The organism is Algoriphagus antarcticus, assembly GCF_002150685.1.
Taxonomy (GTDB): Bacteria; Bacteroidota; Bacteroidia; order Cytophagales; family Cyclobacteriaceae; genus Algoriphagus; species Algoriphagus antarcticus.
The window spans coordinates 26,284-51,416 of record NZ_MSSW01000057.1; the positions used below are offsets into that span (position 1 = coordinate 26,284).

Sequence of the window (25,133 nt, forward strand, 5' to 3'; positions counted from 1 at the left end):
GGTTAACGATTAGGGTTGATTAATTAAAGGATTGCAAAGATGTCTGACTCTCTCATGATGAGGTAGTCGCTTCCTTCTACACTGAGTTCTGTGCCGGAGTATTTTCCGTACAATACAGTGTCTCCAACTTTAACTGTTAAAGGCTCATCTTTTTTGCCATTTCCTACTGCCACTACAGTACCTTTTTGTGGTTTTTCTTTAGCGGTATCTGGAATGTAAAGTCCAGAAGCTGTTTTCTCTTCAGCTGCAGCAGGTTGTACCAAAACTCTATCTGCAAGAGGTTTGATGTTCACATTTGACATAGTATAAATTCGTTTAAAGGTTAGATTAAAATGTAATTGCCTATTAACACTTCTTGTGCCAAGGAAGCAATAGGGGCAAAGGCTGACAAATCGGCTGTCAATGTTGGGGAATCCGGTGGCGATATGGGATTTTCATGGCAGTGAGGACTGCCATTTTTGTGAGGAAGGCTTCAAACTTGTCAGAATTTCGTAATTTATTATCAAACCTATAAGCTATGACAACACTTCCGAAAAACTGGATCACCGAAGGTCTCATCGATTTTGAGTTTAAAAAATATCAACTGCTTGCCTATTTGCAAGAAACTAACAAGCACTTCAATGAGATGAAGCTTTACCCTGTGCTCAGCGAACTGATAGATCACTATCGAGACTTGAATGAATTGAAATCTGATAGTATCGAACTTAGCAAGCTTTTTCCAAAGAGATTGGATTCTATTGACTTTCAGAAAGGCAAGCTGAATTACCAATCCAAAGTAAGCGAGGACACTCTGATGAAGGAGCTTTCCATGATCACTGAATTTGCATTGCCGAAGTTAGTCTCGCAGATCGAAGAGGGGAGGACGATTTATGATTATGTCGAAGATCAATTGGAATTTGAGCCTGTAGGCATCGTCCCAATTTATAATCAGGAAGGTTATATTTTGATGTCTAGGGAGAAAAAGAATGAAATTCATGCCTTTCGCTACAAATCAAGTTTGCTCCATTTTGCCGGTGAAAAGTTCCGTAGCATCAGTATGTGGCTGATTGGTGTATTTCAACGCAGCTTGGTCAACACCCTTGAAAAAATTAAAATGGATCTGGTCCGAGAGATCAAAGAGCTGCCAAATCCGGCTACCTGGAGAATTCACAGTCAGCAAGAATTCCCAATCGAAGAAACACTAATTCCTATCAGCAAGAGACTTTTGCTGAAGTCTGTTACTGTGTAAGTTTATTAACAAATTATTTATGAATGGCTTCACTCAGAAGGATGAAAGAGAGAACCGATTTCAGGATTGGGTATACGGGCCTTCGACTTCGCTCAGGCTGAAATCGCTCAGACCTTCTCTGTGGATCTCCGTGAAACCTCCGTGTGCTCCGTGATTAAAAATCTTTCAAAAAAAAAGTCTGCTCGTTGCGGAGCAGACTTTTTTTTTTAAGCTATTCTATTTTAGTTACCTGAAGTAGTGTCAGGCTCAGCTTGCGTTTCTTCAGTAGCCGCAGGGAGCAAGCTTTCAGACTCACCAAAAGTAGGAGCTACCACTTGCTGTTTGGCATTCTCAATATTTGGTGAGGAGAATTGGTTGGATTGTGATCCTGTGTAGAAAGCAGAAGATGCCAACGAAAGCACAAGAATAGAAATTGCCAATACCCAAGTAGCTTTCTCAAGTACATTTCCGGTACGGGTTACACCCATGATTTGAGTAGCATTACCACCAAATGCTGCTCCAACTCCACCTTTAGAATTCTGGCCTAAGATCACTAAGATCAGCAATACTGCTAGAATTAGAATAATTGTAATCAATAAAATAAACATATAATGTGGGTGTTAATCTTTCAGTTTTTCAATCAAGTCCGCAAAGTAAGTCCTTTTATCCGGAAACTTCAATACCAATTTCTCATAAATTTCTTTGGCTAACTGCTTCTTGCCTTGGTTGGCAAGAATCTTAGCGTAGGATTCTGAGATTAATTTATCATTGATCTTTGTGCTGGCAGCTGCGAGATTTTCGTGGTTTTGATTTGCCTCGATCTCTTTGATGGTCGCCATTTTGATTGATTTTTTGCTGAAAGCCCTAATCATGTCGATCTGCTCCTTCTTTTTCTCGTCAAGAATTTCCCTTTTATCTTTTCTTTTGATCGTCTCTAAGAGGTCATCTTTCGGAGGTTTTCTTCTTTGCAGCTTTGGTTTAGCAGGTTCTGATTTTACTTCTGTCTCATTGGTTTCTGGTGTATTGAGAGTTTCTGCTTCAACTTTTATTTCAGCTGCTAGAGAAATTACTTTTGATACGACTACCTCTTCTTCCTTTTTTTCAATTAAAATTTTCAGCCAACTTCTATCCGGGCTTGTGATAGCAGCATATCCTAGAGACGGTGTTGATTTGGCGGCATCTTCTAGATACTCATATCGAGCTATGAGAACATGGGGAATTTGAAAGTAGGGAAAGTTCTCTTGCATCTTTTGCAACTGCAGGATATCCATGCGCTCTAAGGGATCTGCTTTTTGGATTATTTCTAAAAATTGACTTGAGTTCACGTGAATATTTCTTTAGGCTTGAATATAGGCAAATTACCAGTTAGCAACGGTGGCAGTGAAGATATCTTGAATGATGGTTGTGAAAATCTCATCTACCAGCTCATTTTCCACATCGAGGAAAGTAGTAGTTCTTGGATCATAATCCTTGAAAAATGAGAATGCTCTTTTTAGATTTTCCTCTTCATTCGCAGTGTTGATATATTCCACATCTACGAATATCGTCAGGCGCATAGTGCCTGCACGATCGGGAAGATTGGGGTCACTACTCGTTACCGGCGCTTGCGGCGTAACTGAATACCGTGTGATCGCCCCCATGAACTGCAAGTTCCCGTTTGTTCGGACTAGCTCCAGTTGGGTATTTCTCTGGTAATATTCTTTGAGTGCTTCGGTGAATCTCTGCTCTACGTTCGCAGGGCCTCCACCAGAATCGTTGAAGAAATTATCCACAGTAAAGGTCTTCACCAAGTTGTAATCGATATTCGTGCCTGTAAAGCTGTATTTGACCGAACAGCTTTGAAATAGGATAAAGACCAGTCCAAGTGCAAAGAGGGTAATCTTATTGGTCGATCTCATATTGCTTGATCTTTCTGTAAAGTGTGCGTTCTGATATCCCCAGATCATTAGCTGCGTATTTTCTCTTATTGTTATGCTTGCGCAAAGCTCTGAGAATCATTTCTTTTTCCTTCTTTTCAAGAGAAAGTGAATTGTCGTCTTCCTCATGAATAATGTCCTCTATGGCATCATCCCCATAATCATCGTCACTAGTTGAATTTGATTTTTTGGAATCGATCACTAAAGGAACGTAACTAGGATTGGATTCCGTACTTTCTTTGGTAGTCAATCCGCTATCCATGTCTTCGAAAAGTCCCTGATGCTTTTGAATGATGTTATGTGATAGCCCGCCATTTTGATAGGTTTCCAGCACGAGTTTTTTCAAATCATTCATATCTTTTTTCATGTCAAAAAGCACTTTATACAACAAATCTCTTTCTGAGAAATCTGAAGAATCGCTATTTTTTGACATGCTAGGGAGCGTCATCGGAAGGCGGGAGTTGTCTGAGGGTAAGTACTTTGCCAAAGTAGCAGCATCTACTTCCCGCTCACTTTCCAAGAGAGAGATTTGCTCCGCAATATTTTTCAGCTGACGAATATTGCCTGGAAAAGAATAGCGCATCAAGACGGCCTGAGCTTCATTATCCAGTGAAACTGGGCGTACATGGTATTTTTCCGAAAAGTCAGAAGTGAATTTCCTAAAAAGTAAAACCACATCTTCTCCACGCTCTCTGAGTGGTGGCACAAAAATCGGAACTGTATTGAGTCTGTAATAAAGGTCTTCTCTGAACTTGCCTTTTTCTACGGCATTGAGAAGCTTGACATTGGTAGCAGTGATTACGCGGACATTTGTTTTGAGGACTTTTGAGGAACCTACTTTTATAAATTCGCCATTTTCCAGCACCCGAAGTAATCTGGATTGAGTTCCCAAAGGCATTTCGCCGATTTCGTCTAAGAAAATAGACCCACCATCAGTAACTTCGAAATATCCTTTTCTGGCTTCATGAGCACCGGTGAAAGAGCCTTTTTCATGACCGAAAAGCTCGGAATCAATCGTGCCTTCGGGAATCGCCCCGCAGTTAATTGCGATAAATTTACCATGCTTGCGAACACTGAGCGAATGAATGATCTTGGAAAAACTCTCTTTTCCACTTCCACTTTCACCAGTGATCAGCACAGTCATGTCGGTAGGAGCCGCTTGCATAGCCACTTGGATCGCGTGATTCAGCAGAGGACTATTGCCGATGATCCCGAAGCGCTGTTTCACGCTTTGTATTTCCGGATTTGTAATCATTAATTTTTCGGATTTATTTCAAGCACCTCACCAAAAAGTGTAGCTGGAGTACAATCGATGATTTTCACTGTGAGGTAATCACCTTTAGAGTAGTTTCCAGCAGGTACGATCACTACTTTATTTGCAGAGTTTCTACCTTTGAAGTCATCTTCTGATTTCTTGGAAGGGCCTTCGACTAGCATTATTTGCTCTTTTCCTAGGTCAAGCTTATTTCTCTCAAGAGAAGATGCACTTTGCTTTTTGATCACTTCGGACAGTCTCCTCTTTTTCACTTCTAATGAAATATCATCTGGGTATTTTTTCGCAGCCAAGGTCCCTGGTCTTTCAGAATAGAAGAACATGTAAGAAAAATCGAATTTCACGATGTCCATCAAAGAAAGCGTGTCTTGATGCTCTTCTTCCGTTTCGCTACAGAATCCAGTGATCATATCGGATGAAATCCCGCATTCTTCGCCTAGAATCTCTCTGATTTTGGAAACTCGCTCCAGGTACCATTCCCTATCATAAGTTCTATTCATCATTTCCAATACACGTGAGTTACCACTTTGAGCCGGCAAATGAATGTATTTGCAGATGTTGTCGTACTTTTTCATCGTGTACAAGACGTCGTCAGTGATATCCTTGGGATGAGAAGTAGAGAATCGTACTCTAAGAGATGGATCTACCAAAGCAACCATTTCCAATAAATTGGCAAAATTGACTACCGTAGTTACATCCTCTTCTTTTCTGTTCAGTCTTGCTTTATTGTTCTCTTCAGGAGACCATTTGTAGCTATCTACATTTTGACCGAGTAAGGTGACTTCCTTATATCCTTTGGAGAAAAGGTCTTTTGCTTCCTCGACGATAGAATAGGGATCACGGCTTCTTTCTCTTCCGCGTGTGAAAGGAACCACGCAGAAGGAGCACATATTGTCACATCCACGCATGATAGATACAAATGCCGTCACACCATTGGAATTCAGGCGAACAGGGGAGATATCAGCATAAGTTTCCTCACGGGAAAGAAAGGTGTTTACTGCTTTCTGCCCCTCTTCCGCTATAGAAAGAAGATTTGGAAGATCACGATAAGCGTCAGGACCTACGACGATATCCACGATTTTTTCTTCCTCGAGAAATTTTTCTTTCAGTCGCTCTGCCATGCATCCCAGCACGCCAATGGTCATTTCTGGTTTGCTTTTTTTGGCTCTTTGAAAATCGGTGAGGCGCTTTCTTACTGTTTGCTCTGCTTTTTCCCGAATAGAGCAAGTGTTGAGAAAAATTACATCTGCCTGATAAAAATCTGAAGTTGTATCAAACCCTCCTTCTTTCATAATAGCCGCAACAACTTCTGAATCTGCGAAATTCATAGCGCAACCATAGCTCTCAATATAGAGTTTTCTGGTTTTGCCGGTATGTTCATCTACAGTGGTTTTGAAGTCACACGCTTGTGCTTCTTCTCCTGGGATGATGTCTATGTCTGCAATTAAATTGTTCATGTACCTTCTTCGTTCCTTCTTTCTGTTGGCGAAATTAAGAAAACGCGGACAAAATGGCAGAATGTCTTATTCTTTATTTTGTTCTTTTAAGATGATTTACTGTCTATTGGAAAAAAATGACGTGGACTAGTGGGGTTAAAAGAAGGCAAGTAGTGCTTTTACTAAGGACAATTGTCTGATTCTTCTCTGGGGATTTTTTCATTAAAAGCGTTAACTCTCTGATACTTATAGACCGTCAAAAGGGATTTTCAGTTGCTCTCCAAAATGCTGATGCTCCTCGATAATATTGAGATTGGAGATGCCCAGGCCCAGCAATCGAATTGGGTTGTTGGAGGACTCTTGGGCTAAAAGTTCTGTAGCTATTTGCCAAATAAGTTCTTCATCGGGATATTGCTCCTGAGTTTTGCTACGCGTTTGTTGGGTGAAATCAGAGAATTTAATTTTTAAGGTGACCGTCCGCCCTTTGATCCCAGATTTTTTAATTCGCTTGATCAGTTCATCATAGATGGGTTTTAAAGCAGAAAGTAGGTCTTCCATCGCCATGATATCTTTCTCAAAGGTGTTCTCTGCGCTGATAGATTTGCGGATGCGATGCGGCTGCACTTCCGAGAGATGGATTCCGCGGACTATATTGAAGTAATGGATGCCAGACTTTCCAAACTTCCGAGTGAGGTATTGTAGAGAAAATTGTTTGAGGTCTTTACCATTGTGAATTCCAAACCCACTCATTTTCTCGGCAGTCACTTTTCCTATTCCGAAGAACTTTTTGATAGGCAGTTTTTCTAAAAAGGCTTCAGCTTCTTCGGGAAGGATCACCGCCTGGCCATTGGGTTTGTTCAGGTCAGAGGCTATTTTAGCCAAGAACTTATTATAAGAAACACCTGCAGAAGCATTCAGGCCTGTACGTTCTTTGATCTTTTGGCGAATTTGCTTGGCTATTAAAATGGCTGATTTAAGACCCATTTTATTTTCCGTCACATCCATAAACGCCTCGTCGAGGGAAAGGGGCTCGACTAGATCTGTGTATTCGTGAAAAACTTCACGGATTTGACTGGAGATTTCCTTGTACCGATCAAATCTCGCTGGCGCAAAAATAAGCTGAGGACATTTCCTAGCCGCCAAGACCGAAGGCATCGCAGAATACACACCAAATTTTCTCGCTTCATAACTTGCCGCAGCGACTACACCTCTTGCGGCATTTCCACCTACCACAAGTGGTTTTCCGCGCCATTCTGGATGATCAAGTTGCTCGACGGAAGCATAAAATGCGTCCATATCCACATGGATGATTTTCCGAATAGGAGGGGCAAATATGTCTTTTTCATTTTCCACTGAGCACTTCTAGAATTGCCTGAGCTTTAAGGCTGCATTCCTCATATTCCTGAACTGCATCTGCATCGTAGGTGATGGCGCTGCCCACTCCAAAATAGAGTTTTTTCACTTCCAGATCAGCAATAATGCTGCGAATGATCACTGAGAAATCAAAATCTCCATTTTCTTCAATTACCCCGAATGCTCCGGAAAACCAACCACGCTTGAAGCTTTCTAGTTCTTCGATTATTTCCATTGTTCGGATTTTTGGAGCCCCTGTCATGCTTCCCATCGGGAAAGAAGCTTGAATGATATCAGAAAAACTTACGCCTTCCTTCAACTCGGAAGCTATTGTACTGATCATCTGAAACACTCTGGGCAACCGATAAATACCGAATAGTTCTCTGACTTGTACGGATCCTGTCTTTGACACTTTTGAGAGGTCATTTCGCATCAGATCTGTGATCATCAGGTTTTCTGCTTGTTCTTTTTCGCTGTTGGCCAAAGTTTCTCTGTTGACTGCATCTTCAGCTAGGGACTGCCCACGCCTGATTGTTCCTTTGATCGGTTGTGCGATTATTTTCGATCCAGTTCTTTTCAAATACCGCTCAGGAGAAGCTGAAACTAACCACTGAGATTTTGCCTTGAACAGTGCAGAAAAAGGCATGGGAGAAAGCTTTTTCAATTTGAAATAAGCCCCGATAGGATCCCAGTTTTCAAATGAACCTGAGTACGCTTGGCAAAAGTTACTTTCGTAAGTATTTCCCTCGATGATGTGATTTTGAATGGTTTTGACTGTTGCTAGGTATTTCTCTTGCGAGATTTGTGGAGTGACAGCGCAGCTGGTATTCGCTGAGTTTGGAAGCTCAGTTTTTTCTATTTCTATCCAGAATTCATCAGTCAATTCTACGTCCGAATAGATATTTTCCCCCTCAAATTTTAAGGAAAAGGAGGGCTGGAAAAAGCAGAGTTCCGGAAGCTCGAAAAAAGGGTTGTTTTCGCTTTTGAGCTTTTCTAGCTTATTTTTGAAGTCATAGCCGATTATACCGACTTTTTTGAAGCCAGTAGATTCTGCCCAGATTTCTTTTTCGGTTAATTGATTATTTCCCGCAAGAAACCGTGTGGCAAAAGGTTGTTCTGGATATTCGTAGCTATTTCCATTGGTAAAGGCAAAAAATTCATAATGTGCGTCTGCCCATCGGCAAAGTTTTTCGATCCAATTGGAATCTGTGATGGGGTAGTTGAGAGAGGTGCTTTTCATCTGTATATAATTGGTCTTTCAAAGGTCATATGGAATCTCGCATTGTTTGTAATCTGTCCAATATGCTACGTTTGCGTCATGCTCGATTTCATTGGTAGCACAAAAAAAGAGGAATCCTGTTAGAATTCCTCTTTCAAATGAGTTTGTTATGATTAATTGGCTTTCACGTCCAATACTAATCCAACGTTATTGTAAACGAATTTGTCTTTTGCTTTGTCAGCTACAGTTGCTTCGTCACCGTAAGCTAGTCCCCAATCAGTTCTATCGATGTTGAAACCAGCTTTTGCAGTCACAGCTCCGTCAGCTACATTGATAGTCGCAGGAAATTTGATGTTTTTGGTAGTGCCTCTCATAGTCAAGTTACCGCTTACCCAGTAGTTAGGAGCGTCAGGAGCCAGTTCGCTATTTGCCTTTGGCGTGTTGTCAGAGACAAATTCTTCTTCATCAGTTACCATATCTCCGGCAGTAAAAGGCTCAACGGCGGTGATTTCGAAAGTGGCAGTTGGGTGATTGGCAGCATCGAAGAAGTCGTCTGACTGAAGATGAGTATGTAATTTGCCGTGGTTCTCAGTACCTTCTTCCATATCGTGGATTTCAAGCGCAGTGATGTCGAATGAGAAAGTCCCACCAGTTACTTCGGGGCCATTTACCGTCACGGTGCCCGTAGTAGCAGGAATTATTCCGGTATGCTGACCAGTTGGCTTGTAACCCATCCAAGCTATTTTAGAAGCTTCTGGATTCAAATTCAATGTAGTTCCTTCTGCTTGGGACACTTCCTGTGCTTCAGTAGCTTCTACCGTATCGGAAGGTTTGCTACAAGCAAAAGTCATTAATGCGGCCGCGAGAATAAGGCCTGATTGTTTGATAGTTTTCATCGTAATAAGATTGGTTTCAATTTTAAATGTATATACATGAAAACTCAAAATCTGCGAAAAAGTTCAATACTCAAAAGAAAAAGTGAAACTTTGGTTCTTGTATTTCAATAATTGAAGCAAAATCACTTTAATAAATATGGCATTGCTATTAGAAGTAAATGGAAAAAATCCTGCGTTTGGAGTGGGCTGTTGGTTAGCTCCAAATTCCACTGTAGTTGGGGATGTGATCATGGGGGATAATTGTACGGTGTGGTTCAATGCGGTAGTTCGTGGTGACGTAAACGAAATCCGAATTGGGAATGATACTAACATCCAAGATGGTGCTGTGATACATTGCACTTACAAAAAGGCTGGAACATATATTGGAAATCAAGTATCAATTGCCCATAATGCAGTGGTACATGGCTGCACCATTCATGATCGAGTATTGATAGGAATGGGTGCGATCGTGATGGATGGGGCAGTGGTTCATTCTGGAGCAGTGATCGCTGCTGGGGCGGTAGTTTTGGCAAATACTATCGTGGAAGCAAATACAATTTATGCAGGTGTGCCAGCCAAAAAAGTAAAAGATACTGGTGCAGAAATGGATGAAGCAATCTTACGAACGGCCAAAAACTATCCAATGTATGCGCGTTGGTATACCGTCTGAAGTGGACTGTTTAGTCCATATAGGATGGCTTTCTTTTAATTTTCAACTAGAATCGACTCAATAAAGTCGCAGTCATTTTGCTGGATTTTTTGGATTATCAGCTTTCCTGCCAGAAGGTTCAGTGCTTCCATTTGACCAATTATTTTATTCCCAAGAGTTTGAGAAAATCACATTCGGTAGTCTATCTATAAGATTTTAGTGATTTGATAATCAGGTTATTTTAAAGCCAAGCTCTTTTATTTTTACTGCTTCTGATTTTGATTTTAGACTTTTTAGAAATTTGGCAAATACTATTTTAGTTGTTGAGATTCCCATTAGATTATCAGGTTAAGGGTTTGTTACGACTTTTTTGACGACCACCAAGTGACTTAATTGGAGGGGTTTTTTTTGCTTACTTTTCTTCCTTTCTCATTTATAATTATGTCCTTAATAATCAGCCAGATCAAGATATGAAAGGTTAGCAGCTTATTTTTTAATTAATAAGCTACTATCAGTTCCTTTTCTTTTTAGGAAATTTTGACTAGTATTTGAAAGCGTGAGAAAACCTCTGCTTTTTAACGGTTTGTTAAAATTTTATTTATGAAAGAAGAATATGTGAAATGGTTTTCTCCCCATCTGCAGCGGGATGTGGAAATGTTGGTGTTTGGGCATGCGGGATATCCAGTAGTTGTTTTTCCTACTTCCAAAGGCTCTTTTCATGAAAACAGGGATATGGGTTTAGTAAAATCTGCCCACTGGTACATAGAACAAGGGTTAATAAAAATTTACTGTCCAGTGAGCAATGATGCTGACAGTTTTTACAATAAAAAAATTCATCCTCATCAGCGGATTCAGCATCATGTAGCTTATGACAATATGATTTGCCATGAGATAGTTGAACGTATCCGTCTAAATACTCCAGCGGCGAAAGTGGTGATGGCTGGATGCAGTTTTGGCGGATATCATGCCGCAAATTTTGCTTTTAGACATCCTGAATATGTCAGCCACATGTTTAGCATGTCTGGTGCATTTGATATTCGAAACTTCATGGGTGGCTACCAGCATGATGATATTTTTTACAATAACCCACTAGAATACCTTCCAGGTCTTCACGATCAGGAGTTATGGAAAATGGATATTGTGTTAGGAACTTCTAATTGGGATATCTGCTTCGATGCCAATCTCAAACTACATGAAGCGCTCAAATCAAAAAATGTAAATCACTGGTTTGACGTGCGTCAGAATCGTGAACATGATTGGGGTGTTTGGAAAGAGATGTTCCCACATTACCTCAGCAGGATCAAGTTTAATTAAGTCAACTTATTATCAATTTAGATATGAAAAAAATAGGAATACTTTTCGGAATGGAGGATACTTTTCCTCAGGCTTTTATTGACCGCGTAAATCAAAAAGCCGAAAAAGGAATCATGGCTGAAGCAGTTCAAATAGACAAAGTGGTTCAAAATCGACTGACGGAATACGCTGTCATCATAGACAGGATTTCTCAGGATGTGCCTTTCTATCGTGCTTATTTAAAGAATGCCGCTTTGACCGGGACAGCTGTTATCAATAATCCATTTTGGTGGAGTGCTGATGATAAATTCTTCAATAATGCACTTGCAGATCAATTAGGCGTACCATTGCCCAAAACTGTGATTTTGCCATCAGCGAAACATCCTGACGATACGTCGAGTAAATCTTTTAGGAACCTTGTTGCTCCTTTGGATTGGGAAGGGATATTTGACTATGTAGGTTTCCCGGCTTATATGAAGCCATACGCAGGTGGCGGTTGGAAAAACGTGTATAAGTTAGAAGATAAGGAGGAATTTTTCAGAACTCATCCTGAGACAGGTCAGCTGGTGATGATGCTGCAAGAGGAAATTGTGTTTGAAGAATACTTCAGAGTCTATTGTCTGGGTGGGAAAGCTGTAAAAATCATGCCTTACGAACCAAGAAATCCTCATCATTTGCGCTACGTGGTAGATGGGCCTCCCTCTTCCAAGAAATTGTTGGCGACAGTGAAAGATTATACCCTTCGACTATGTCATGGTCTGGGCTATGATTTCAATACGGTGGAATTTGCGGTGAAGGATGGTATTCCTTATGCGATTGATTTTGGAAATCCCGCTCCGGATGCTGATGTGAATTCGGTAGGACAGGAGAATTTTGAATGGGTGGTAGAGGAAGCTGCGAAAATGGCAATAGCCTACGCCAAAGCTCAAAACCCTGGTAAGATGAATTTGACTTGGGGCACATTTATGAAAGATGCCGTAAGCAGCACTAAAAGATTTTAAATTTTTAGCTTAACGAATAACCATGGCTTTAACCCTAAAAAAACTCCCAAAATTCACTCTAGGAGTAGAAGAAGAGTACCAAATCATCGATCCCGAAACCAGGGATCTTCGCTCGCACATGTCCAAAATAGTTGAGGGTGGGAAAATCACCCTTAAGGAGCAAGTGAAAGCAGAGATGCATCAATCAGTGGTGGAAGTAGGTACTAATATCTGTGAGAATGTAGCCGAAGCTCGACTGGAAGTTTCTTCACTACGAAATAAGATTTTTGAATTGGCAGCAAATCAGAACCTGGTCGTAGGAGCGGCGAGTACACATCCATTTGCCAGATGGCAAGACCAAGAGATCACGGATGATCCCAGGTATCATTCGATAGTAGATGAATTAAAAGACATAGCCAGGTCTAATCTCATCTTTGGTCTCCATGTGCACGTGGGTATTGATAATCGGGAAATTGCGCTGCAATTGATGAACCAAGCCTGCTATTTCCTTCCTCACATTTATGCGTTGACTACCAATTCACCTTTTTGGGAAGGAAGGAATACAGGGTTTAAAGCATTTAGGGCTAAGATATTTGCCAAATTTCCGAGAACAGGATTGCCTGAGTATTTTGATTCAGTTCAGTCCTACGATAATTATGTGGAGACACTGGTAAAAACCAACTGCATAGACAATCCCAAGAAAATATGGTGGGATCTTCGTATTCACCCGTTCTTCAGCACTATAGAATTTCGCATTTGCGACATGTGCCTTACAGTCGATGAGACTATTTGTATCGTAGCGTTGATCCAAGCTGTAGTCGCCAAATTGTACAGACTTCTCCTGAGTAACACCAGCTTCAATATCTATAGAATAGCTCTGATCCGTGAAAATAAATTTCGCGCAGCCAGGAATGGAATAGAGGGTAAACTCATCGATTTCGGCAGAAAAATAGAAGTGCCTACTTCTGAGCTGATTATGGAACTTCTGGATTTTGTGGATGACGTGGTAGATGAGCTAGACAGCAGAGAAGAGATCAACTATGTGCATCAAATACTGAAAAATGGTACAGGTGCAGATCAGCAACTAGCCGTATTTGAGCAAACGCAGGATCTGAAGAAAGTAGTGGATATGATCACATCAAAGTTTACAGAGGGGATTTAAGGGCTTTCATTATCTTTGCGGGCGAAAATTAATTTATAGGCAACGTGGGAAAGAAAAAAATGAACTTGGCGATCTTGGATATGAATGACGGGGAGCCAAACCAGGGGATGCGTTGTATCAAAGATATCGTAGCTAGATTTGATAGTCAGGTCAGCTATAAAGTATTCGATGTAAGAGGCAAGGCCGAGATTCCTGAAATCAACGATTATGATCTTTTTATATCCTCTGGAGGTCCTGGCAACCCAATGGATGGCGATGGTAATTGGGATTTGAAATATTTCGATTTTCTGGACCAAATCTGGATCTGGAATCAAAATTATAACCACAAGAAATACATACTCTTTATATGTCATTCATTTCAGATGGCATGTAGGCATTTTGGACTTGGCACACTTACCAAGCGTCAATCCAACTCTTTTGGAGTAATGCCTGTGCATAAGACAGCTGATGGACAAAAAGATTCCTTGCTTCAAAACCTGGAAAATCCTTTCTGGGCAGTTGATTCCAGAGATTATCAAGTAGTGCAGCCGGATCTGAAGAAATTCAAAGTGCTAGGGGCCAAAATCATTGCCCTCGAAAAGATTCGTGATCATGTACAATACGAACGTGCAATCATGGCTATTCGGTTTTCGGAAGAAATGGTGGGAACGCAATTTCATCCTGAAGCCGATCCAGTGAGCTTTTTGATACATCTGAAAAAACCTGAAGTCAAAGATAAAATCATTGCATCTATCGGGAAATTAAGGTTTAGAAAGATGCTGGAGCATTTGGTCGATGAAGATAAAATCTACAAGACGAATGAGACATTGATTCCAAATTTTATAGAGCAATCCATACAAAAAGTAAAAGCATCTAAATTGCTTACCTTAATTTGATACGTTATGATTGAATCCCGAAGAGCTCAATTTAATGCTGAATTTTCTATTGAGAAATATCAGGCATTCCTTGATGATATAGCTCGGGACTTCAATTATGCACCAACTTTCAGATTAGCGGAGACTCCTTTTTTCATACCTGATGAAATTAAGAAACAACTGGAAGAGGCTTGTGGCGAAGTGTGCGAGTTCATCAGAAAGTCGAATTTCAAAGATATCACCCAGCGCGCGATAAATCTGAATACTGCAGTACCCAATGAAGATGCCCATACGCAGTTTATGGCAATTGATTTTGGTATTTGTGAAGAAAATGGACTGATAGTACCAAAGCTTATCGAGGTTCAGGGCTTTCCGTCCATCTTTAATTTTCAATTCAACTTGTTTCGAAAGATTCAAAAGCATTACCCGTTCATCTCTGAATTGACACCTTATATGTCAGGAATAGATGAAGATTCCTATATGAATAAGTTGAAGGAAGTGGTGCTGAATGGACATGATAAATCTGAAGTGGTTCTGCTGGAAATAGAACCAGAAAAGCAGAATACAAAGATTGACTTCTACTACTGCCATAGAGATTTGGGGATTCCAATCATCTGTGTCACCGACGTCATAAAGACGGGTGACCAACTTTTTTATTTAAATGATGGTGGCGAGAAAAAACGAATCAAGCGGATTTACAATCGAGTGATTTTTGATGAGCTTGATCTTCGAAAGGATTTGACATTGCAATTCAGTTTTGAGGAAAAATTGGATGTGGAGTGGGCCGGGCATCCGAATTGGTACACGAGGATTTCCAAGTTTATTCTACCTTATCTACAGGGGAAATACTTTATAGAAACTAAGTTGCTGAGTGAATTGGAGGAAATACCAGAGGACTTGGAGAATTACGTATTGAAGCCTTTGTTTTCTTTTTCTGGTTCCGGCGTTGTTTTCAATGTCTCGAAATCTGATGTGGAAAGTGTCAAGGATAAAGATCTCTACATTCTCCAGAAGAAGGTAGCTTATGCGCCTGTGATCCAGTCTCCAGATGGAAAAGTGAAAGTAGAAGTTAGGATCTTGGTGCTTTGGCCAGAAGCCGATGAGAAACCAACTTTAGTTGGCAACTTGGTAAGACTAAGCCGTGGAGATATGATCGGTGTGAAATTCAACAAAGACAAAGACTGGGTAGGAGGTTCTATTGGTCTTTTTGAGAAATAGAATTTATGATCTTAAACAAAAATTGGCAGTGATTTCTCACTGCCATTTTTTGTTTAAGTATATCTTACTGTTTCCAGGTTGCCGGATCTTTTCTCCATTCTGAGAGAGATTCCAGCGTATCGTCTGTGATGTAATTTCTCTCTACAGCCATAGGAAGCATCGCTTCATAGTTGCAGAGACAAATAAGTTTCACACCTGCATTTTCGAAGTTTTGCTTTGCCACATCAAATCCATAACTAAAAATGGCGACCATTCCCAAAACCTCAAACCCTGCATCTAGCAAGTCTTGAGTGGCTTTGAGTGAACTTCCGCCTGTAGAGATTAAATCTTCTACCACCACGACTTTTTGTCCTGGCACAACTTTTCCTTCGATCATGTTTTCCATTCCATGACCTTTAGCCTTGGAGCGCACATAGATGAATGGAAGATCAAGGTCATTGGCGAGCAAAGCTCCTTGAGGTATTCCAGCAGTAGCTACACCAGCGATGGCTTCTACAGTCGGAAAATAATGCTGAATGCTTTTGACCAATTGTTCTTTGATCATTGTGCGAACCTTAGGAAAAGAGAGTGAAAGTCTGTTGTCACAGTAAATAGGTGATTTCCAGCCCGAAGCCCAGGTAAAAGGCTTTTCAGGCTGAAGTCTAATAGCTTGAATTTCCAATAATTTATCAGCTACTTCAGCAGCTACATTCGCGTCTAAAATTTCCATGACCCAAAAATAAGAGATTAACTTTGGCTAAGGTTGTAGCAAGTGAAAAAATTATGCACTTTTGACTAACTCCACCAATGCAAAAACTTTGATTCACCCATGAGAATCTTCGTGAATGACAAACCTTTTGATCTGATAAGCTACGAGGAACTGAATCCTTCGAAAGCTTATGAGACCATTTATCATAAGCAAGAAGACTTGCCTGCCCATTTACCTTGGATAGACGATATTCTATTTCATGAGCCTTCGCACGACCTTGTTATTCGATTACTCTATATGCTTCGTACTCGAAAGCTGAAGGATTTGGATTCGGTCACTTTGGTCACTAAGGATAAAGCTGCCCTGAAAAAATTTGTGAAAAGCCGTTTCTCTATAATTAAAGCAGCTGGCGGTGTAGTATCCAAAAAAGATAAGATGCTACTGATTTTCCGACTGGGAAAGTGGGATTTTCCGAAGGGGAAATTTGAAAAAGGAGAAACCCCTAAGGAATGCGCTATACGTGAAGTGGAAGAGGAATGCGCTGTGAAAGTGAAAGCAGGCAATCAAATCTGCAGTACTTGGCATACCTATACTCAGGATAGAAAGAGCATTTTGAAGAAGACGTATTGGTTTGAAATGGACTGTTTGGATGATTCTAAGATGACTCCGCAGGAGGATGAGGGCATAGAAGACATCAGATGGTTTTATGAAGGTGATGCTAAAATCGCCCTCATCAATTCTTATCCCTCAATGCGTTACCTCTTCAAACACTACATCAGGACTCATCTGAAATCTCAGACATTGTAAGGAAGGAATTCCGCCACATCACCGCCAAATCGATGTACTTCTCGAATGATCGTGGAGCTGATTGCTGCATATCTTGGAGATGTAATCAGGAATACTGTTTCCAATTCGGCATTTAGATACCGATTCATCTGACTGATCGTGTTCTCGTATTCAAAATCTGTGGTATTCCTAAGTCCTCTGATCAGGAATTGCGCATTGTGTTTTTTGGCAAGTGTAGAGGTTAGTTCGTTGTAGACGATGACCTTTACTCCAGGTGTATTTTCATAGACACTTTTTACTTTTTCCACCATATCATCGATCTCAAAGTATCTTGATTTCTTAGTGGAATTATAGCCAATTCCTATGATCACTTCATCAAATAAATTCAGACTTCGCATCACGATGTCATGATGCCCAAGAGTATAGGGGTCGAAAGAACCTGGAAAAATGGCAATTTTTTTCATGTGATTATTTTAATTATTCCTTGGCCACATGGAACCGAAGATGATCAAACTAATCATGACAAACACTTGGCGATGATTAGTTGGGTCATTTGGGTTTCCTTGCTTAATCAAATTGCCAATTAGTCTCAAATAGATTCACTGATTTCAAATGCTTGAAACCGTGGGTGAAATTTTGGTTGGCATGCGGAGTTAACAGTCGAAAATTATTAAAGTATTCTTTTCCCCAATTTTCTGTAATTCCACTTTCGTTTGTTGCACCAAAAACACTGATTCGTACGTGATTCCGATCAAACTTCAATTGCTCAATAAGGATCAAGGCATATTTCAAGATGTCTTCTTTGGAATCAATGGAAAAGATATTGAACACCGCGAGTTCCTGATTTGAGAAGGCTGCGGCATAGATTTGATTTCCAAAGATGCTGACTAAGATTTCTTGCCCGATTAGATTAAACCTTTCCTTGAATAAATAAGAGAGGAAACAAACGGATCCGTGGTGAAAAGTCAACTCTGAAAATCGAGCTTCAAGCGACTTTTTCAGCTTACTAGTGACACAGGACAACACCTGAAGATTATTGCTGTCCAGAGGTGTGTTGAAGTAACTCGTATTGGCTTGTTGATCTCCAGCAAACGCTAAGTAGGCAGCTTCTTGACCTGGTTGAAATAAAACGCCTGGAACTAGACTGAAATTAGGTTGGTGCAGATAGATCGTAGCAGGTATGTCCGCTTTCAATAAATGATCTGAAATCACCAATTGCTCTAAAGAATTCCAGTCGAAATTAATGTATTCGTGAATACAGATATTTGACTGGTTCTTATCTTTTGCAAAAATGAAGAGAGAATCCGGATACAAAAAAAGTGATAGGCTTGCTGCGTCTTCCACATCAAACCTATCACTTTTGAATACTTTAAGGTTACTTTCCAAAATAGGAGGTTTTATTTCCAGTTACCTTCAGTAGAGGCATCTGTTCTTGAACCTACTTTCAAGGCTTTTTCATTATTGTTCAATCTTCTGTTTGGATTAACTGGAGCTGGATCTCTAATCTCGAACACAGAAATCTCGTAAGAGTTTCTCTCCACTTTATCTGCGAAGAATTCGAACTGCTTTCCTCCAGAACCTGGAACTACAGCAAGACCGTCTAATTTGAAATCAGGAAATTTTCTTTCGTTGAATAAAGAATCGATTACCGGCACTGAACCAAGTGTGTCGAATGTGACAGTAGTTTCTTCTTTACCGTATTCGAGAAGTTTTGTTGTTTCGGTTCTTTGAACAAGCCAAATCTGACCAGATTGGATAAATGATTTCAATTCATTCCAGTTCTCGGCATATCTTCCATTAGAAGCGTGAAATGCCAACTCTGCATCTCTAAGCATTTGCAATTTTTCGATGATTGCAGCTTCGATGAGTGCAACTCTTTTTTCGTCCTCAACTACGTCTTCAACACCTTTCCAGAGAAGGTAGCCAAGACCAATTGCCACTACGAAGAAGACCACGGATAGTACTTTAGATAAATTCATTTGCTAAAATTTTAAGAATCTGGGTAAGGTTGAAGGTTTTAAATCGTGCTATTTTAGAGAATTATTTTCAAAATTAAAATATCCTCGCAACAATACTAAGTCCTCAAGGGATTTAATTCCCCAAAAGATTTGATGAAGGGCTTCATTTGGCAATGATCGGATTTCATTTATGCTCATCCATTTGACTTCCTCGATAATTTGAGAATCTGAATAAAGCTCAGGATCCGTGCCTAGTGTTAAATTTCCTCCAATTTTTTCCACGCGAAAGAAATGTTCCATCGCATGAAGTGGTGCTGCAAGGTATTCGTGGATGAAAAGATAGGCTTTTACTTCTATATCTAGTCCAGTTTCCTCAGAAAACTCTCGTTTTAAATTCTCAGCTGCATTCTGACCAAAATGCATTCCGCCGCCTGGAACTGACCACATAATCTGGCCATTACCCATTAAATGTTTGATCATCAGGATTTTTTTGCCCTCGATGAGAATGCCGTTCACACGCGATCTGAGATGATTTCCGAACTTTGCTTCGATTTCCTTGCTGATTTTGTCTTTTGGCATTTACATTCGTTTGTATGAGTAAAGATAATGAGCCTTTGCAGAGGCCATCAGCATTGCTGAGTAAATATTTTCCTTTTGAGCCCACGTCGGGTCAGGCCGCCTTTTTCTCCAAGATGGATTTTTTCCTACTCATGGAGCCGGAGAAAAAACCAACTTTTGTCCTGCGGGGCTATGCTGGTACAGGGAAGACTTCTGTGATTTCTGCTTTGGTGAAAGCTTTGCCTAAATTATCCATGCGCTCACTTTTACTAGCTCCGACGGGGCGCGCTGCCAAAGTAATGAGCAATTACAGTGGACGAGCCGCTTATACGATCCATAAGATTATTTACAAACCCAAAGCTGAGGACGGAAGTCTAGGCGGAGGATTTATCCTTCAAAAGAATTACTACAAGGATACCGTCTTTATAATAGATGAATCGTCTATGCTGGCTGATGATGGAGGAATGTCTGGCAATTTGCTGGGAGATTTGATCAGCTTTGTTTTTCACGGACAGAATAACCGTCTCATTCTGGTAGGGGATACAGCCCAGCTTCCACCCGTAGGAAGTGAATTCAGCCCTGCACTGGAAGCTGATTATTTATTGAGACACTTTCGCTTGGATGCGGACTTTATAGAGTTGACAGAGGTAATGCGGCAGCGACTGGAATCAGGCATTCTTTATAATGCAACCAATCTAAGATATCAACTGCTGCAAGAGAAGCAGGAGATCAAGATCAGTACTATTCAGTTTAAAGACACCTTCAAAATGACTGGGGAAAGGCTGGAAGATGGTTTGAGATACGCTTATGACAAGTTTGAAACTGAGAATACGACGATAATAACCCGATCAAACAAGGCCGCGGTGCAGTACAATCTATACATCAGGCGAACGATCCATTTTTTTGAGGATGAAATTAGCTCTGGGGATTTATTGATGATTGTGAAGAACAATTACACCTACATGGCTGAATCGGAAAAGGTGAATTTCCTGGCAAATGGTGATATGGCAGAAGTGATGAAGATCCGATCGTTTGAGGAGTTTTATGGACTTCGATTTGCCACGCTTGAGCTTCGGCTGTTGGATTATCCAGAGGAGCCTCATTTTGAGGCGAAAGTGATTCTGGACACACTTTATTCACCTAGTCCTTCACTCACAAGGGAGCAGTATAGGAGCCTTTATCAGCAGGTTTCGGAGGATTATGCAGATGTGGCAAGTAAGGTTGAGCGAAAAGAATTGATCAAAAAAGACCCGTTTCTAAATGCTCTCCAAATTAAGTTTGCGTATGCATTGACCTGTCATAAAGCACAGGGTGGACAATGGAAAGCAGTTTTTGTGGATCAAGGGTATCTTCCCGAAGATCAGGTGAATAAGGATTTTACAAGATGGCTTTACACAGCGATTACCCGGGCAACAGAGGAATTGTACCTAGTCAATTTTTCGCCCTCATTCTTTGTAAAGCCAAAGGAAGTTGAGGACTCAGAGTTTTAGAGCTTTTAGGAAAACTTAATTCTGAAAAATAGCTTTTGGCAAGGTATTTTCGAGTTAATACATCTTACAGCTTTAAAATCCGTTATTTTGAAGTTGGTACAAAAAATTGAATATTTGAAAACCAAATAAATAATGCCATGAAAAAATTAGGATTCTTATTGACCGTCTTTGCTTTGGTATTTGCATTTAATGCCAATGCTCAAGAACAAAGTGGTGCAGCAATCACTTTTAAAGAAAAGTCAATTGATTTCGGTGACATCACCCAAGGAGATAAAGTAGAGCATACGTTTCAGTTGACGAACTCGGGATCTGCTCCATTGATCATTTCGAATGTAGCCGCCACTTGTGGTTGTACTGTCCCTAGCTGGCCAAAAGAGCCAATTGCTCCGGGAAAAACTTCTGAGATCAAAGTGTCATTTAATTCAGCAGGCAAAATGGGCAAGCAAAATTCTGTAGTTAGAATTTATTCCAATGCTGCAGAGCCTATTGAAAAAGTATCATTGATTTCTAACGTTCTACCAAAGACGAAGTAATCAACAGCTAAGTGAAAAAAAAGCCTCCTGAAAAAATCGGGAGGCTTTTTTTTGTTTACTCACTTGCAACGAGCTTAACATCAAGTTCTACATCATCATAGATAAGCTTATCAGCGAGGTTTTCGAAATAGGATCCTGAGCGAAATTTGATGTCGTAGTGTGTACGATCAAATGTCAACTTGCCGGTTGCGGTGATTTTACCTCCAGTTACATTTACTGTGGCAGGAAAGGTAACAGGCTTGGTGATGTTTTTGATCGTAAGATCTCCAGTGAGTTGGTAGTCTTTACCATTACTGGTTTTGGCTTCAGTGATCTTAAAGGTGGACTTGTTATGCTTTTCTACAGAGAAAAAATCATCAGACTTCAAGTGATCTGTTAGCTTTTTATTCATACCTGCATCGGTAAGATCTTCCACTGTCAGGCTTGTCATATCCATCTCGAAGTTTCCACCGCGGATTCTATTATTTTGATAATCCAAGGTTGCGGAGGTGATGGGTACTTTTCCATAATGCTGTCCGGTTACTTTTTTGGCTGTCCAAGTGATTGTGCTGTCGGCGGTATTTACCGTCGCTACTTCTGGAGCAACCGAGAAAGCGGTAAAAGCTAGTGTGAATAGTAAAGTAAAGATTTTCATAAGTGAGGTTTTAGGTAAGTAAAGGAAATTTGGATTAAATGAATTTAGACGAAACAGAATAGTACAAGGTTCTAGTTAATAGACGTTACTATCGAATTGTTTAAGACTTACCTTTTTTTCTTTGCAATTGGGAAGGCTGATTAAATTATTCTTGATCACAGATGTGCCTTCATTTTAATTGATTTCGATTCTTTATATTTATCAGGATCCCACCTAGAATTTTATTATGAAATCAACAATTACATCTATCTTTTTACTCATGTCACTTTCTGCGTTTGCTCAACTCCAACCTGTAAAATCAGGCATATTCAAATGGGATGATCACGAAGTAATATCCAATGAAGATCGTGTATCAAGACCGATACTTGAAGGTGTTTCTCCACACTTCGAATACTTAGAAATACATGCGACCACTCAAGCTGTAGGCGCCAAACCAAGTACGGCTCATGCAAATGAGGATATTGAAGAGATTATTATAGTGAAAGAGGGATTGATGAAGGTGACTATAGAGGGTAAAAGTTCGATACTCGGAGCAAATGGAGTGGTTTCGTTGATGCCGCAGCAGATGCATTCACTCCAAAATGCAGGGGAGAGCCCACTTACTTATTTTATCATTAGATATCGAGCCAAGAAAAAAATGGATGTTGAGAGAGGAGTTACTTCTGGTGGTTCGCTGATGATCAATCAGGATTCAACTGTCTTCAAGCCGACAAGTGTTGGAGGAGTTCGTTCATACTTCGATCGATCGACTGCAATGTGTGAGCGATTAGAGATGCACGTGACTACATTGGATAGAAAAGTGCCAAGCCACGAACCTCACGCACATATCGAATCTGAGATTATCCTTATGATCTCTGGCGAAACAGCGCAACTGATCGATGGCAAAGAATATACAGCCAAAGCTGGCGACTTTTATTTCATGGAATCACAATCAATGCATGGTATTCGTAACATTACTGAACAGCCCACCACTTATTTTGCTTTTAAGTGGAAGTAGAATTTTTTGAGAGACTATGGAATCAACATTCAGTTAAAATCACCTTTAATACTTTTCTCTCTCCATGGGAAAAACTACACAAATAGACGCCTACGCTAAAGAAACCTTCTCATTTACTATGAGTAACGAGCAGGTGGCTACTCACGATGTTTACACGATAGGACAAGGAAACAAAGTAGTCATCATCATTCAAGAATTGCCAGGGATAGGTCAGGAAACCTTGGCTTTGGCAGATAAATTCATTGAGCAAAGGTATGTGGTAGTTTTGCCACATCTTTTTGGGCCAATTGGAAAAACCGCCATCACTTCAAATCTCTTTAGAGTAGTTTGTATGAGAAAGGAGTTCAGTATTTTTTCTAAAAATGAGTCTAGTCCGATTGTGGATTATCTTTCTGGCTTGTGCACTTTGATAAAAGAAAGGTATCAGGTAAAAGGAGTTGCGGTGATAGGAATGTGTTTGACTGGTAATTTTGCAATTTCTCTTATGGCAAATGATGCTGTTTTAGCTGGTTTCGCCAGTCAGCCTTCTTTACCTATATTAAATAGCTCAGCAATTCACATGAGTGCAGGCGAGATTTCAGCAATCAAAGCTAAGCTAGATCTGGTAGGGCCCATGCATTGTGGGAGATTTGAGGGAGATATATTATGCACTGCCAAAAAGTTTGAGGTATTGGATAAAACATTCAACACCGACGACAAAGAACGAATCATTTTTCATGAGCTTCCCGGTAAAGGACATGCGATCTTAACGCTGGAATTTGTAGATAAAGCAGGGCATCCAACAAGAAAAACCTTTGATGAAGTTGTAGGCTATTTTGATCAGCAATTAACTTAAGGTCAGCAATGAAATCGTCTGGGGTTCTTAGTAATTCTTGATTTAAGTTCAAATCAGATATTTCGAGCTTTGATTTTTCAACAGCAAATCGCGAAAATGGTACTGATGCATCTCCTCTCCGGTCGGCCACTTGCCAATTCCATGACTACTGGCAATAAAGCATACACGCATAAATAATAGCTACAAGGTCACTTTTTAAATGGTAATTGTACTTTAATATTATCCAATTATTAACTTTCACAATCGGAGAGTGCAGTTCTAATCTTGAGATTAAATTTGGGTTCAAAATCATAAGAGATGCAATTTAGCCCGTACAATTTCTTAAGTGCCCACAATCCCGAAGCTATTAGCAAATATGTGAATACAGTGGAATTTGAGAAAGGACAACTTCTGTATCAACCTCCCCAGCGGATAACTCCAATTTATGAAATAGTCAAAGGAGCAATTTGTATAGGCACTTACTCACCGTCAGGGCTGGAAGTTTGCTATGATATCCTCAAACCGGGTGAATTTTTTGGGAATTTGAGGTACTTAAATGGGCAATTTTTGGAATTTGCTAAATCACTTTCCTCGGTTATCGTAAGGGAATACGATTGTGATTTTTTCAAAAGGATTACGGTCGTAGAGCCTGATATTTCTGAGTGGTTTAATATTCAGGTAGTAAAAAGATGGTGTAGGGCTGAAGATAGACTGTATGCTGTGCGAAGTCTGGATGCTGCTTCAAAGGTCAGAAAAATAATGGTTGATTTTCAAAATCAGGTAGAAGATGCCTCCGGTAGATTAATCAATCTTCAGAAAGTTATAACCCTTCAGGATATTGCAGACTTGAGTGGATTGACGCGGCAGACAGTTAGTAAAGTCCTCAAAGAGGAAATATTTGCTTAGTGCATTTTGCTCACGGAATGCTATTATTAAAAAATCGGTTCTACCACGAATGTTGTGAAAACTTTGTATCCTAAGAGAATAAAAGTTTTAAGATTTCCAAAAACAGGCAACTGATTGTCAAAATCAGATATAAAGCAGCCTGTAAAAAGAATAAACCACAAAGAATCAAAAGAAAACAAAAAGCGGGCTTCTGTTTTCTTTGTTACTTTGTGGTAAATAAATACGGATTTACTACACCATTTTAGAATTACTTCCATATTTCGAATCGGGTTATTTTAACAATTATTTTATTGATCTTAAAAATTTCCCCTTTAACAAAATTCAGGGTAGAACC

General features: G+C 40.1%; 28 protein-coding genes. 13 read left to right on the forward strand and 15 right to left on the reverse strand.

Translation table 11 applies throughout. The features are described from left to right. Positions 1-23 precede the first annotated feature (23 nt). Positions 24-302, reverse strand: a complete 279-nt coding sequence (locus BVH04_RS18365; protein ID WP_086542933.1) for a co-chaperone GroES — start codon at positions 300-302, stop codon at positions 24-26. 215 nt (positions 303-517) lie between these two features. Between BVH04_RS18365 and BVH04_RS18370 the strand changes: the two genes are divergently transcribed. Further along, positions 518-1,228 (forward strand): hypothetical protein, encoded by a 711-nt coding sequence (locus BVH04_RS18370; RefSeq protein ID WP_086542934.1) that lies wholly within the window; start codon positions 518-520, stop codon positions 1,226-1,228. Positions 1,229-1,449: 221 nt separating this feature from the next. Here BVH04_RS18370 and secG read toward each other — a convergent pair whose 3' ends face one another. From secG to BVH04_RS18410, 8 genes are all read right to left on the reverse strand, one after another. After that, the gene (gene secG, locus BVH04_RS18375) at positions 1,450-1,815 is read right to left on the reverse strand and encodes a preprotein translocase subunit SecG (RefSeq protein WP_086542935.1); all 366 of its coding nucleotides are present in this window, start codon (positions 1,813-1,815) and stop codon (positions 1,450-1,452) included. Positions 1,816-1,827: 12 nt separating this feature from the next. Continuing rightward, complete coding sequence (locus tag BVH04_RS18380; protein ID WP_086542936.1) at positions 1,828-2,532, reverse strand: hypothetical protein; 705 nt, start codon at positions 2,530-2,532, stop codon at positions 1,828-1,830. A 33-nt stretch (positions 2,533-2,565) separates the two neighbouring features. Further along, on the reverse strand, positions 2,566-3,105 hold the full coding sequence (lptE, locus tag BVH04_RS18385) for an LPS assembly lipoprotein LptE (RefSeq protein ID WP_086542937.1): 540 nt from the start codon (positions 3,103-3,105) through the stop codon (positions 2,566-2,568). Continuing rightward, entirely contained in the window at positions 3,089-4,378 is a 1,290-nt protein-coding gene (locus tag BVH04_RS18390) for a sigma-54 interaction domain-containing protein (RefSeq protein ID WP_086542938.1), read from the reverse strand. Before BVH04_RS18390 ends, lptE begins: the two co-directional genes overlap by 17 nt. After that, positions 4,378-5,853, reverse strand: a complete 1,476-nt coding sequence (gene miaB / locus BVH04_RS18395; protein ID WP_086542939.1) for a tRNA (N6-isopentenyl adenosine(37)-C2)-methylthiotransferase MiaB — start codon at positions 5,851-5,853, stop codon at positions 4,378-4,380. The genes BVH04_RS18390 and miaB overlap by 1 nt, the downstream gene beginning before the upstream one ends. A 225-nt stretch (positions 5,854-6,078) precedes the next feature. Beyond that, entirely contained in the window at positions 6,079-7,185 is a 1,107-nt protein-coding gene (gene dinB / locus BVH04_RS18400) for a DNA polymerase IV (protein ID WP_262481375.1), read from the reverse strand. Next, complete coding sequence (locus BVH04_RS18405) at positions 7,175-8,425, reverse strand: anthranilate synthase component I family protein (protein WP_086542940.1); 1,251 nt, start codon at positions 8,423-8,425, stop codon at positions 7,175-7,177. Before BVH04_RS18405 ends, dinB begins: the two co-directional genes overlap by 11 nt. 152 nt (positions 8,426-8,577) lie before the next feature. Next, a complete protein-coding gene (locus BVH04_RS18410) occupies positions 8,578-9,300 on the reverse strand; it encodes a YceI family protein (RefSeq protein ID WP_086542941.1) in 723 nt (240 codons plus the stop codon). Between the two features lie 136 nt (positions 9,301-9,436). Between BVH04_RS18410 and BVH04_RS18415 the strand changes: the two genes are divergently transcribed. The 6 genes from BVH04_RS18415 to BVH04_RS18440 all read left to right on the forward strand — a co-directional run bounded on the left by BVH04_RS18415 (position 9,437) and on the right by BVH04_RS18440 (position 15,435). Further along, positions 9,437-9,949 carry a gamma carbonic anhydrase family protein gene (locus BVH04_RS18415; protein ID WP_086542942.1) on the forward strand — a complete coding sequence of 171 codons (513 nt, stop codon included), beginning with the start codon at positions 9,437-9,439 and terminating at the stop codon, positions 9,947-9,949. Positions 9,950-10,528: 579 nt separating this feature from the next. Continuing rightward, positions 10,529-11,242, forward strand: a complete 714-nt coding sequence (locus BVH04_RS18420; RefSeq protein WP_086542943.1) for an esterase family protein — start codon at positions 10,529-10,531, stop codon at positions 11,240-11,242. 23 nt (positions 11,243-11,265) lie between these two features. Continuing rightward, a complete protein-coding gene (locus tag BVH04_RS18425; RefSeq protein WP_086542944.1) occupies positions 11,266-12,222 on the forward strand; it encodes an ATP-grasp domain-containing protein in 957 nt (318 codons plus the stop codon). 22 nt (positions 12,223-12,244) lie between these two features. After that, positions 12,245-13,363 (forward strand): carboxylate-amine ligase, encoded by a 1,119-nt coding sequence (locus BVH04_RS18430; RefSeq protein ID WP_086542945.1) that lies wholly within the window; start codon positions 12,245-12,247, stop codon positions 13,361-13,363. 44 nt (positions 13,364-13,407) lie between these two features. Beyond that, complete coding sequence (locus BVH04_RS18435) at positions 13,408-14,238, forward strand: type 1 glutamine amidotransferase (protein WP_317045510.1); 831 nt, start codon at positions 13,408-13,410, stop codon at positions 14,236-14,238. A 6-nt stretch (positions 14,239-14,244) separates the two neighbouring features. Then, positions 14,245-15,435: a hypothetical protein gene (locus BVH04_RS18440; RefSeq protein WP_086542946.1), complete on the forward strand. Its 1,191-nt coding sequence runs from the start codon at positions 14,245-14,247 to the stop codon at positions 15,433-15,435. A gap of 64 nt (positions 15,436-15,499) precedes the next feature. Here the strand turns inward: BVH04_RS18440 and pyrE are convergent, their stop codons facing one another. Next, the gene (gene pyrE / locus BVH04_RS18445; RefSeq protein WP_086542947.1) at positions 15,500-16,144 is read right to left on the reverse strand and encodes an orotate phosphoribosyltransferase; all 645 of its coding nucleotides are present in this window, start codon (positions 16,142-16,144) and stop codon (positions 15,500-15,502) included. Between the two features lie 99 nt (positions 16,145-16,243). Here pyrE and BVH04_RS18450 point away from each other — a divergent pair, with 99 nt between their 5' ends. Further along, complete coding sequence (locus tag BVH04_RS18450) at positions 16,244-16,930, forward strand: NUDIX hydrolase (protein WP_086542948.1); 687 nt, start codon at positions 16,244-16,246, stop codon at positions 16,928-16,930. Here the strand turns inward: BVH04_RS18450 and coaD are convergent. From coaD to BVH04_RS18470, 4 genes are all read right to left on the reverse strand, one after another. After that, positions 16,918-17,373: a pantetheine-phosphate adenylyltransferase gene (gene coaD / locus BVH04_RS18455; RefSeq protein WP_086542949.1), complete on the reverse strand. Its 456-nt coding sequence runs from the start codon at positions 17,371-17,373 to the stop codon at positions 16,918-16,920. The genes BVH04_RS18450 and coaD overlap by 13 nt on opposite strands. A gap of 103 nt (positions 17,374-17,476) precedes the next feature. Then, positions 17,477-18,295: a DUF3822 family protein gene (locus tag BVH04_RS18460; protein ID WP_169714460.1), complete on the reverse strand. Its 819-nt coding sequence runs from the start codon at positions 18,293-18,295 to the stop codon at positions 17,477-17,479. An 11-nt stretch (positions 18,296-18,306) separates the two neighbouring features. Next, positions 18,307-18,888 carry a hypothetical protein gene (locus tag BVH04_RS18465; RefSeq protein ID WP_086542951.1) on the reverse strand — a complete coding sequence of 194 codons (582 nt, stop codon included), beginning with the start codon at positions 18,886-18,888 and terminating at the stop codon, positions 18,307-18,309. 48 nt (positions 18,889-18,936) lie between these two features. Beyond that, complete coding sequence (locus BVH04_RS18470; RefSeq protein ID WP_086542952.1) at positions 18,937-19,446, reverse strand: NUDIX domain-containing protein; 510 nt, start codon at positions 19,444-19,446, stop codon at positions 18,937-18,939. A gap of 14 nt (positions 19,447-19,460) precedes the next feature. Here BVH04_RS18470 and BVH04_RS18475 point away from each other — a divergent pair, with 14 nt between their 5' ends. Both BVH04_RS18475 and BVH04_RS18480 read left to right on the forward strand, forming a co-directional pair. Next, positions 19,461-20,915 (forward strand): ATP-dependent DNA helicase, encoded by a 1,455-nt coding sequence (locus tag BVH04_RS18475; protein ID WP_086542953.1) that lies wholly within the window; start codon positions 19,461-19,463, stop codon positions 20,913-20,915. Between the two features lie 137 nt (positions 20,916-21,052). Beyond that, positions 21,053-21,448: a DUF1573 domain-containing protein gene (locus tag BVH04_RS18480; RefSeq protein WP_086542954.1), complete on the forward strand. Its 396-nt coding sequence runs from the start codon at positions 21,053-21,055 to the stop codon at positions 21,446-21,448. A gap of 55 nt (positions 21,449-21,503) precedes the next feature. Here BVH04_RS18480 and BVH04_RS18485 read toward each other — a convergent pair whose 3' ends face one another. Next, a complete protein-coding gene (locus tag BVH04_RS18485; RefSeq protein WP_086542955.1) occupies positions 21,504-22,082 on the reverse strand; it encodes a YceI family protein in 579 nt (192 codons plus the stop codon). Between the two features lie 226 nt (positions 22,083-22,308). Here BVH04_RS18485 and BVH04_RS18490 point away from each other — a divergent pair, with 226 nt between their 5' ends. From BVH04_RS18490 to BVH04_RS18500, 3 genes are all read left to right on the forward strand, one after another. After that, entirely contained in the window at positions 22,309-23,079 is a 771-nt protein-coding gene (locus BVH04_RS18490; RefSeq protein ID WP_086542956.1) for a cupin domain-containing protein, read from the forward strand. A gap of 64 nt (positions 23,080-23,143) precedes the next feature. Beyond that, a complete protein-coding gene (locus tag BVH04_RS18495; protein WP_086542957.1) occupies positions 23,144-23,914 on the forward strand; it encodes a dienelactone hydrolase family protein in 771 nt (256 codons plus the stop codon). 297 nt (positions 23,915-24,211) lie between these two features. Beyond that, a complete protein-coding gene (locus tag BVH04_RS18500) occupies positions 24,212-24,799 on the forward strand; it encodes a Crp/Fnr family transcriptional regulator (RefSeq protein WP_086542958.1) in 588 nt (195 codons plus the stop codon). Positions 24,800-25,133: the final 334 nt, after the last annotated feature.

Coding starts and splice junctions, on each gene's coding strand:
- BVH04_RS18365 (WP_086542933.1), bottom strand. CDS start 302: ATGTCAAATGTGAACATCAAACCTCTTGCAGATAGAGTTTTGGTACAA.
- BVH04_RS18370 (WP_086542934.1), top strand. CDS start 518: ATGACAACACTTCCGAAAAACTGGATCACCGAAGGTCTCATCGATTTT.
- secG (WP_086542935.1), bottom strand. CDS start 1,815: ATGTTTATTTTATTGATTACAATTATTCTAATTCTAGCAGTATTGCTG.
- lptE (WP_086542937.1), bottom strand. CDS start 3,105: ATGAGATCGACCAATAAGATTACCCTCTTTGCACTTGGACTGGTCTTT.
- BVH04_RS18390 (WP_086542938.1), bottom strand. CDS start 4,378: ATGATTACAAATCCGGAAATACAAAGCGTGAAACAGCGCTTCGGGATC.
- miaB (WP_086542939.1), bottom strand. CDS start 5,853: ATGAACAATTTAATTGCAGACATAGACATCATCCCAGGAGAAGAAGCA.
- BVH04_RS18405 (WP_086542940.1), bottom strand. CDS start 8,425: ATGAAAAGCACCTCTCTCAACTACCCCATCACAGATTCCAATTGGATC.
- BVH04_RS18410 (WP_086542941.1), bottom strand. CDS start 9,300: ATGAAAACTATCAAACAATCAGGCCTTATTCTCGCGGCCGCATTAATG.
- BVH04_RS18415 (WP_086542942.1), top strand. CDS start 9,437: ATGGCATTGCTATTAGAAGTAAATGGAAAAAATCCTGCGTTTGGAGTG.
- BVH04_RS18420 (WP_086542943.1), top strand. CDS start 10,529: ATGAAAGAAGAATATGTGAAATGGTTTTCTCCCCATCTGCAGCGGGAT.
- BVH04_RS18425 (WP_086542944.1), top strand. CDS start 11,266: ATGAAAAAAATAGGAATACTTTTCGGAATGGAGGATACTTTTCCTCAG.
- BVH04_RS18430 (WP_086542945.1), top strand. CDS start 12,245: ATGGCTTTAACCCTAAAAAAACTCCCAAAATTCACTCTAGGAGTAGAA.
- BVH04_RS18440 (WP_086542946.1), top strand. CDS start 14,245: ATGATTGAATCCCGAAGAGCTCAATTTAATGCTGAATTTTCTATTGAG.
- pyrE (WP_086542947.1), bottom strand. CDS start 16,144: ATGGAAATTTTAGACGCGAATGTAGCTGCTGAAGTAGCTGATAAATTA.
- BVH04_RS18450 (WP_086542948.1), top strand. CDS start 16,244: ATGAGAATCTTCGTGAATGACAAACCTTTTGATCTGATAAGCTACGAG.
- coaD (WP_086542949.1), bottom strand. CDS start 17,373: ATGAAAAAAATTGCCATTTTTCCAGGTTCTTTCGACCCCTATACTCTT.
- BVH04_RS18465 (WP_086542951.1), bottom strand. CDS start 18,888: ATGAATTTATCTAAAGTACTATCCGTGGTCTTCTTCGTAGTGGCAATT.
- BVH04_RS18470 (WP_086542952.1), bottom strand. CDS start 19,446: ATGCCAAAAGACAAAATCAGCAAGGAAATCGAAGCAAAGTTCGGAAAT.
- BVH04_RS18475 (WP_086542953.1), top strand. CDS start 19,461: ATGAGTAAAGATAATGAGCCTTTGCAGAGGCCATCAGCATTGCTGAGT.
- BVH04_RS18480 (WP_086542954.1), top strand. CDS start 21,053: ATGAAAAAATTAGGATTCTTATTGACCGTCTTTGCTTTGGTATTTGCA.
- BVH04_RS18485 (WP_086542955.1), bottom strand. CDS start 22,082: ATGAAAATCTTTACTTTACTATTCACACTAGCTTTTACCGCTTTCTCG.
- BVH04_RS18490 (WP_086542956.1), top strand. CDS start 22,309: ATGAAATCAACAATTACATCTATCTTTTTACTCATGTCACTTTCTGCG.
- BVH04_RS18495 (WP_086542957.1), top strand. CDS start 23,144: ATGGGAAAAACTACACAAATAGACGCCTACGCTAAAGAAACCTTCTCA.
- BVH04_RS18500 (WP_086542958.1), top strand. CDS start 24,212: ATGCAATTTAGCCCGTACAATTTCTTAAGTGCCCACAATCCCGAAGCT.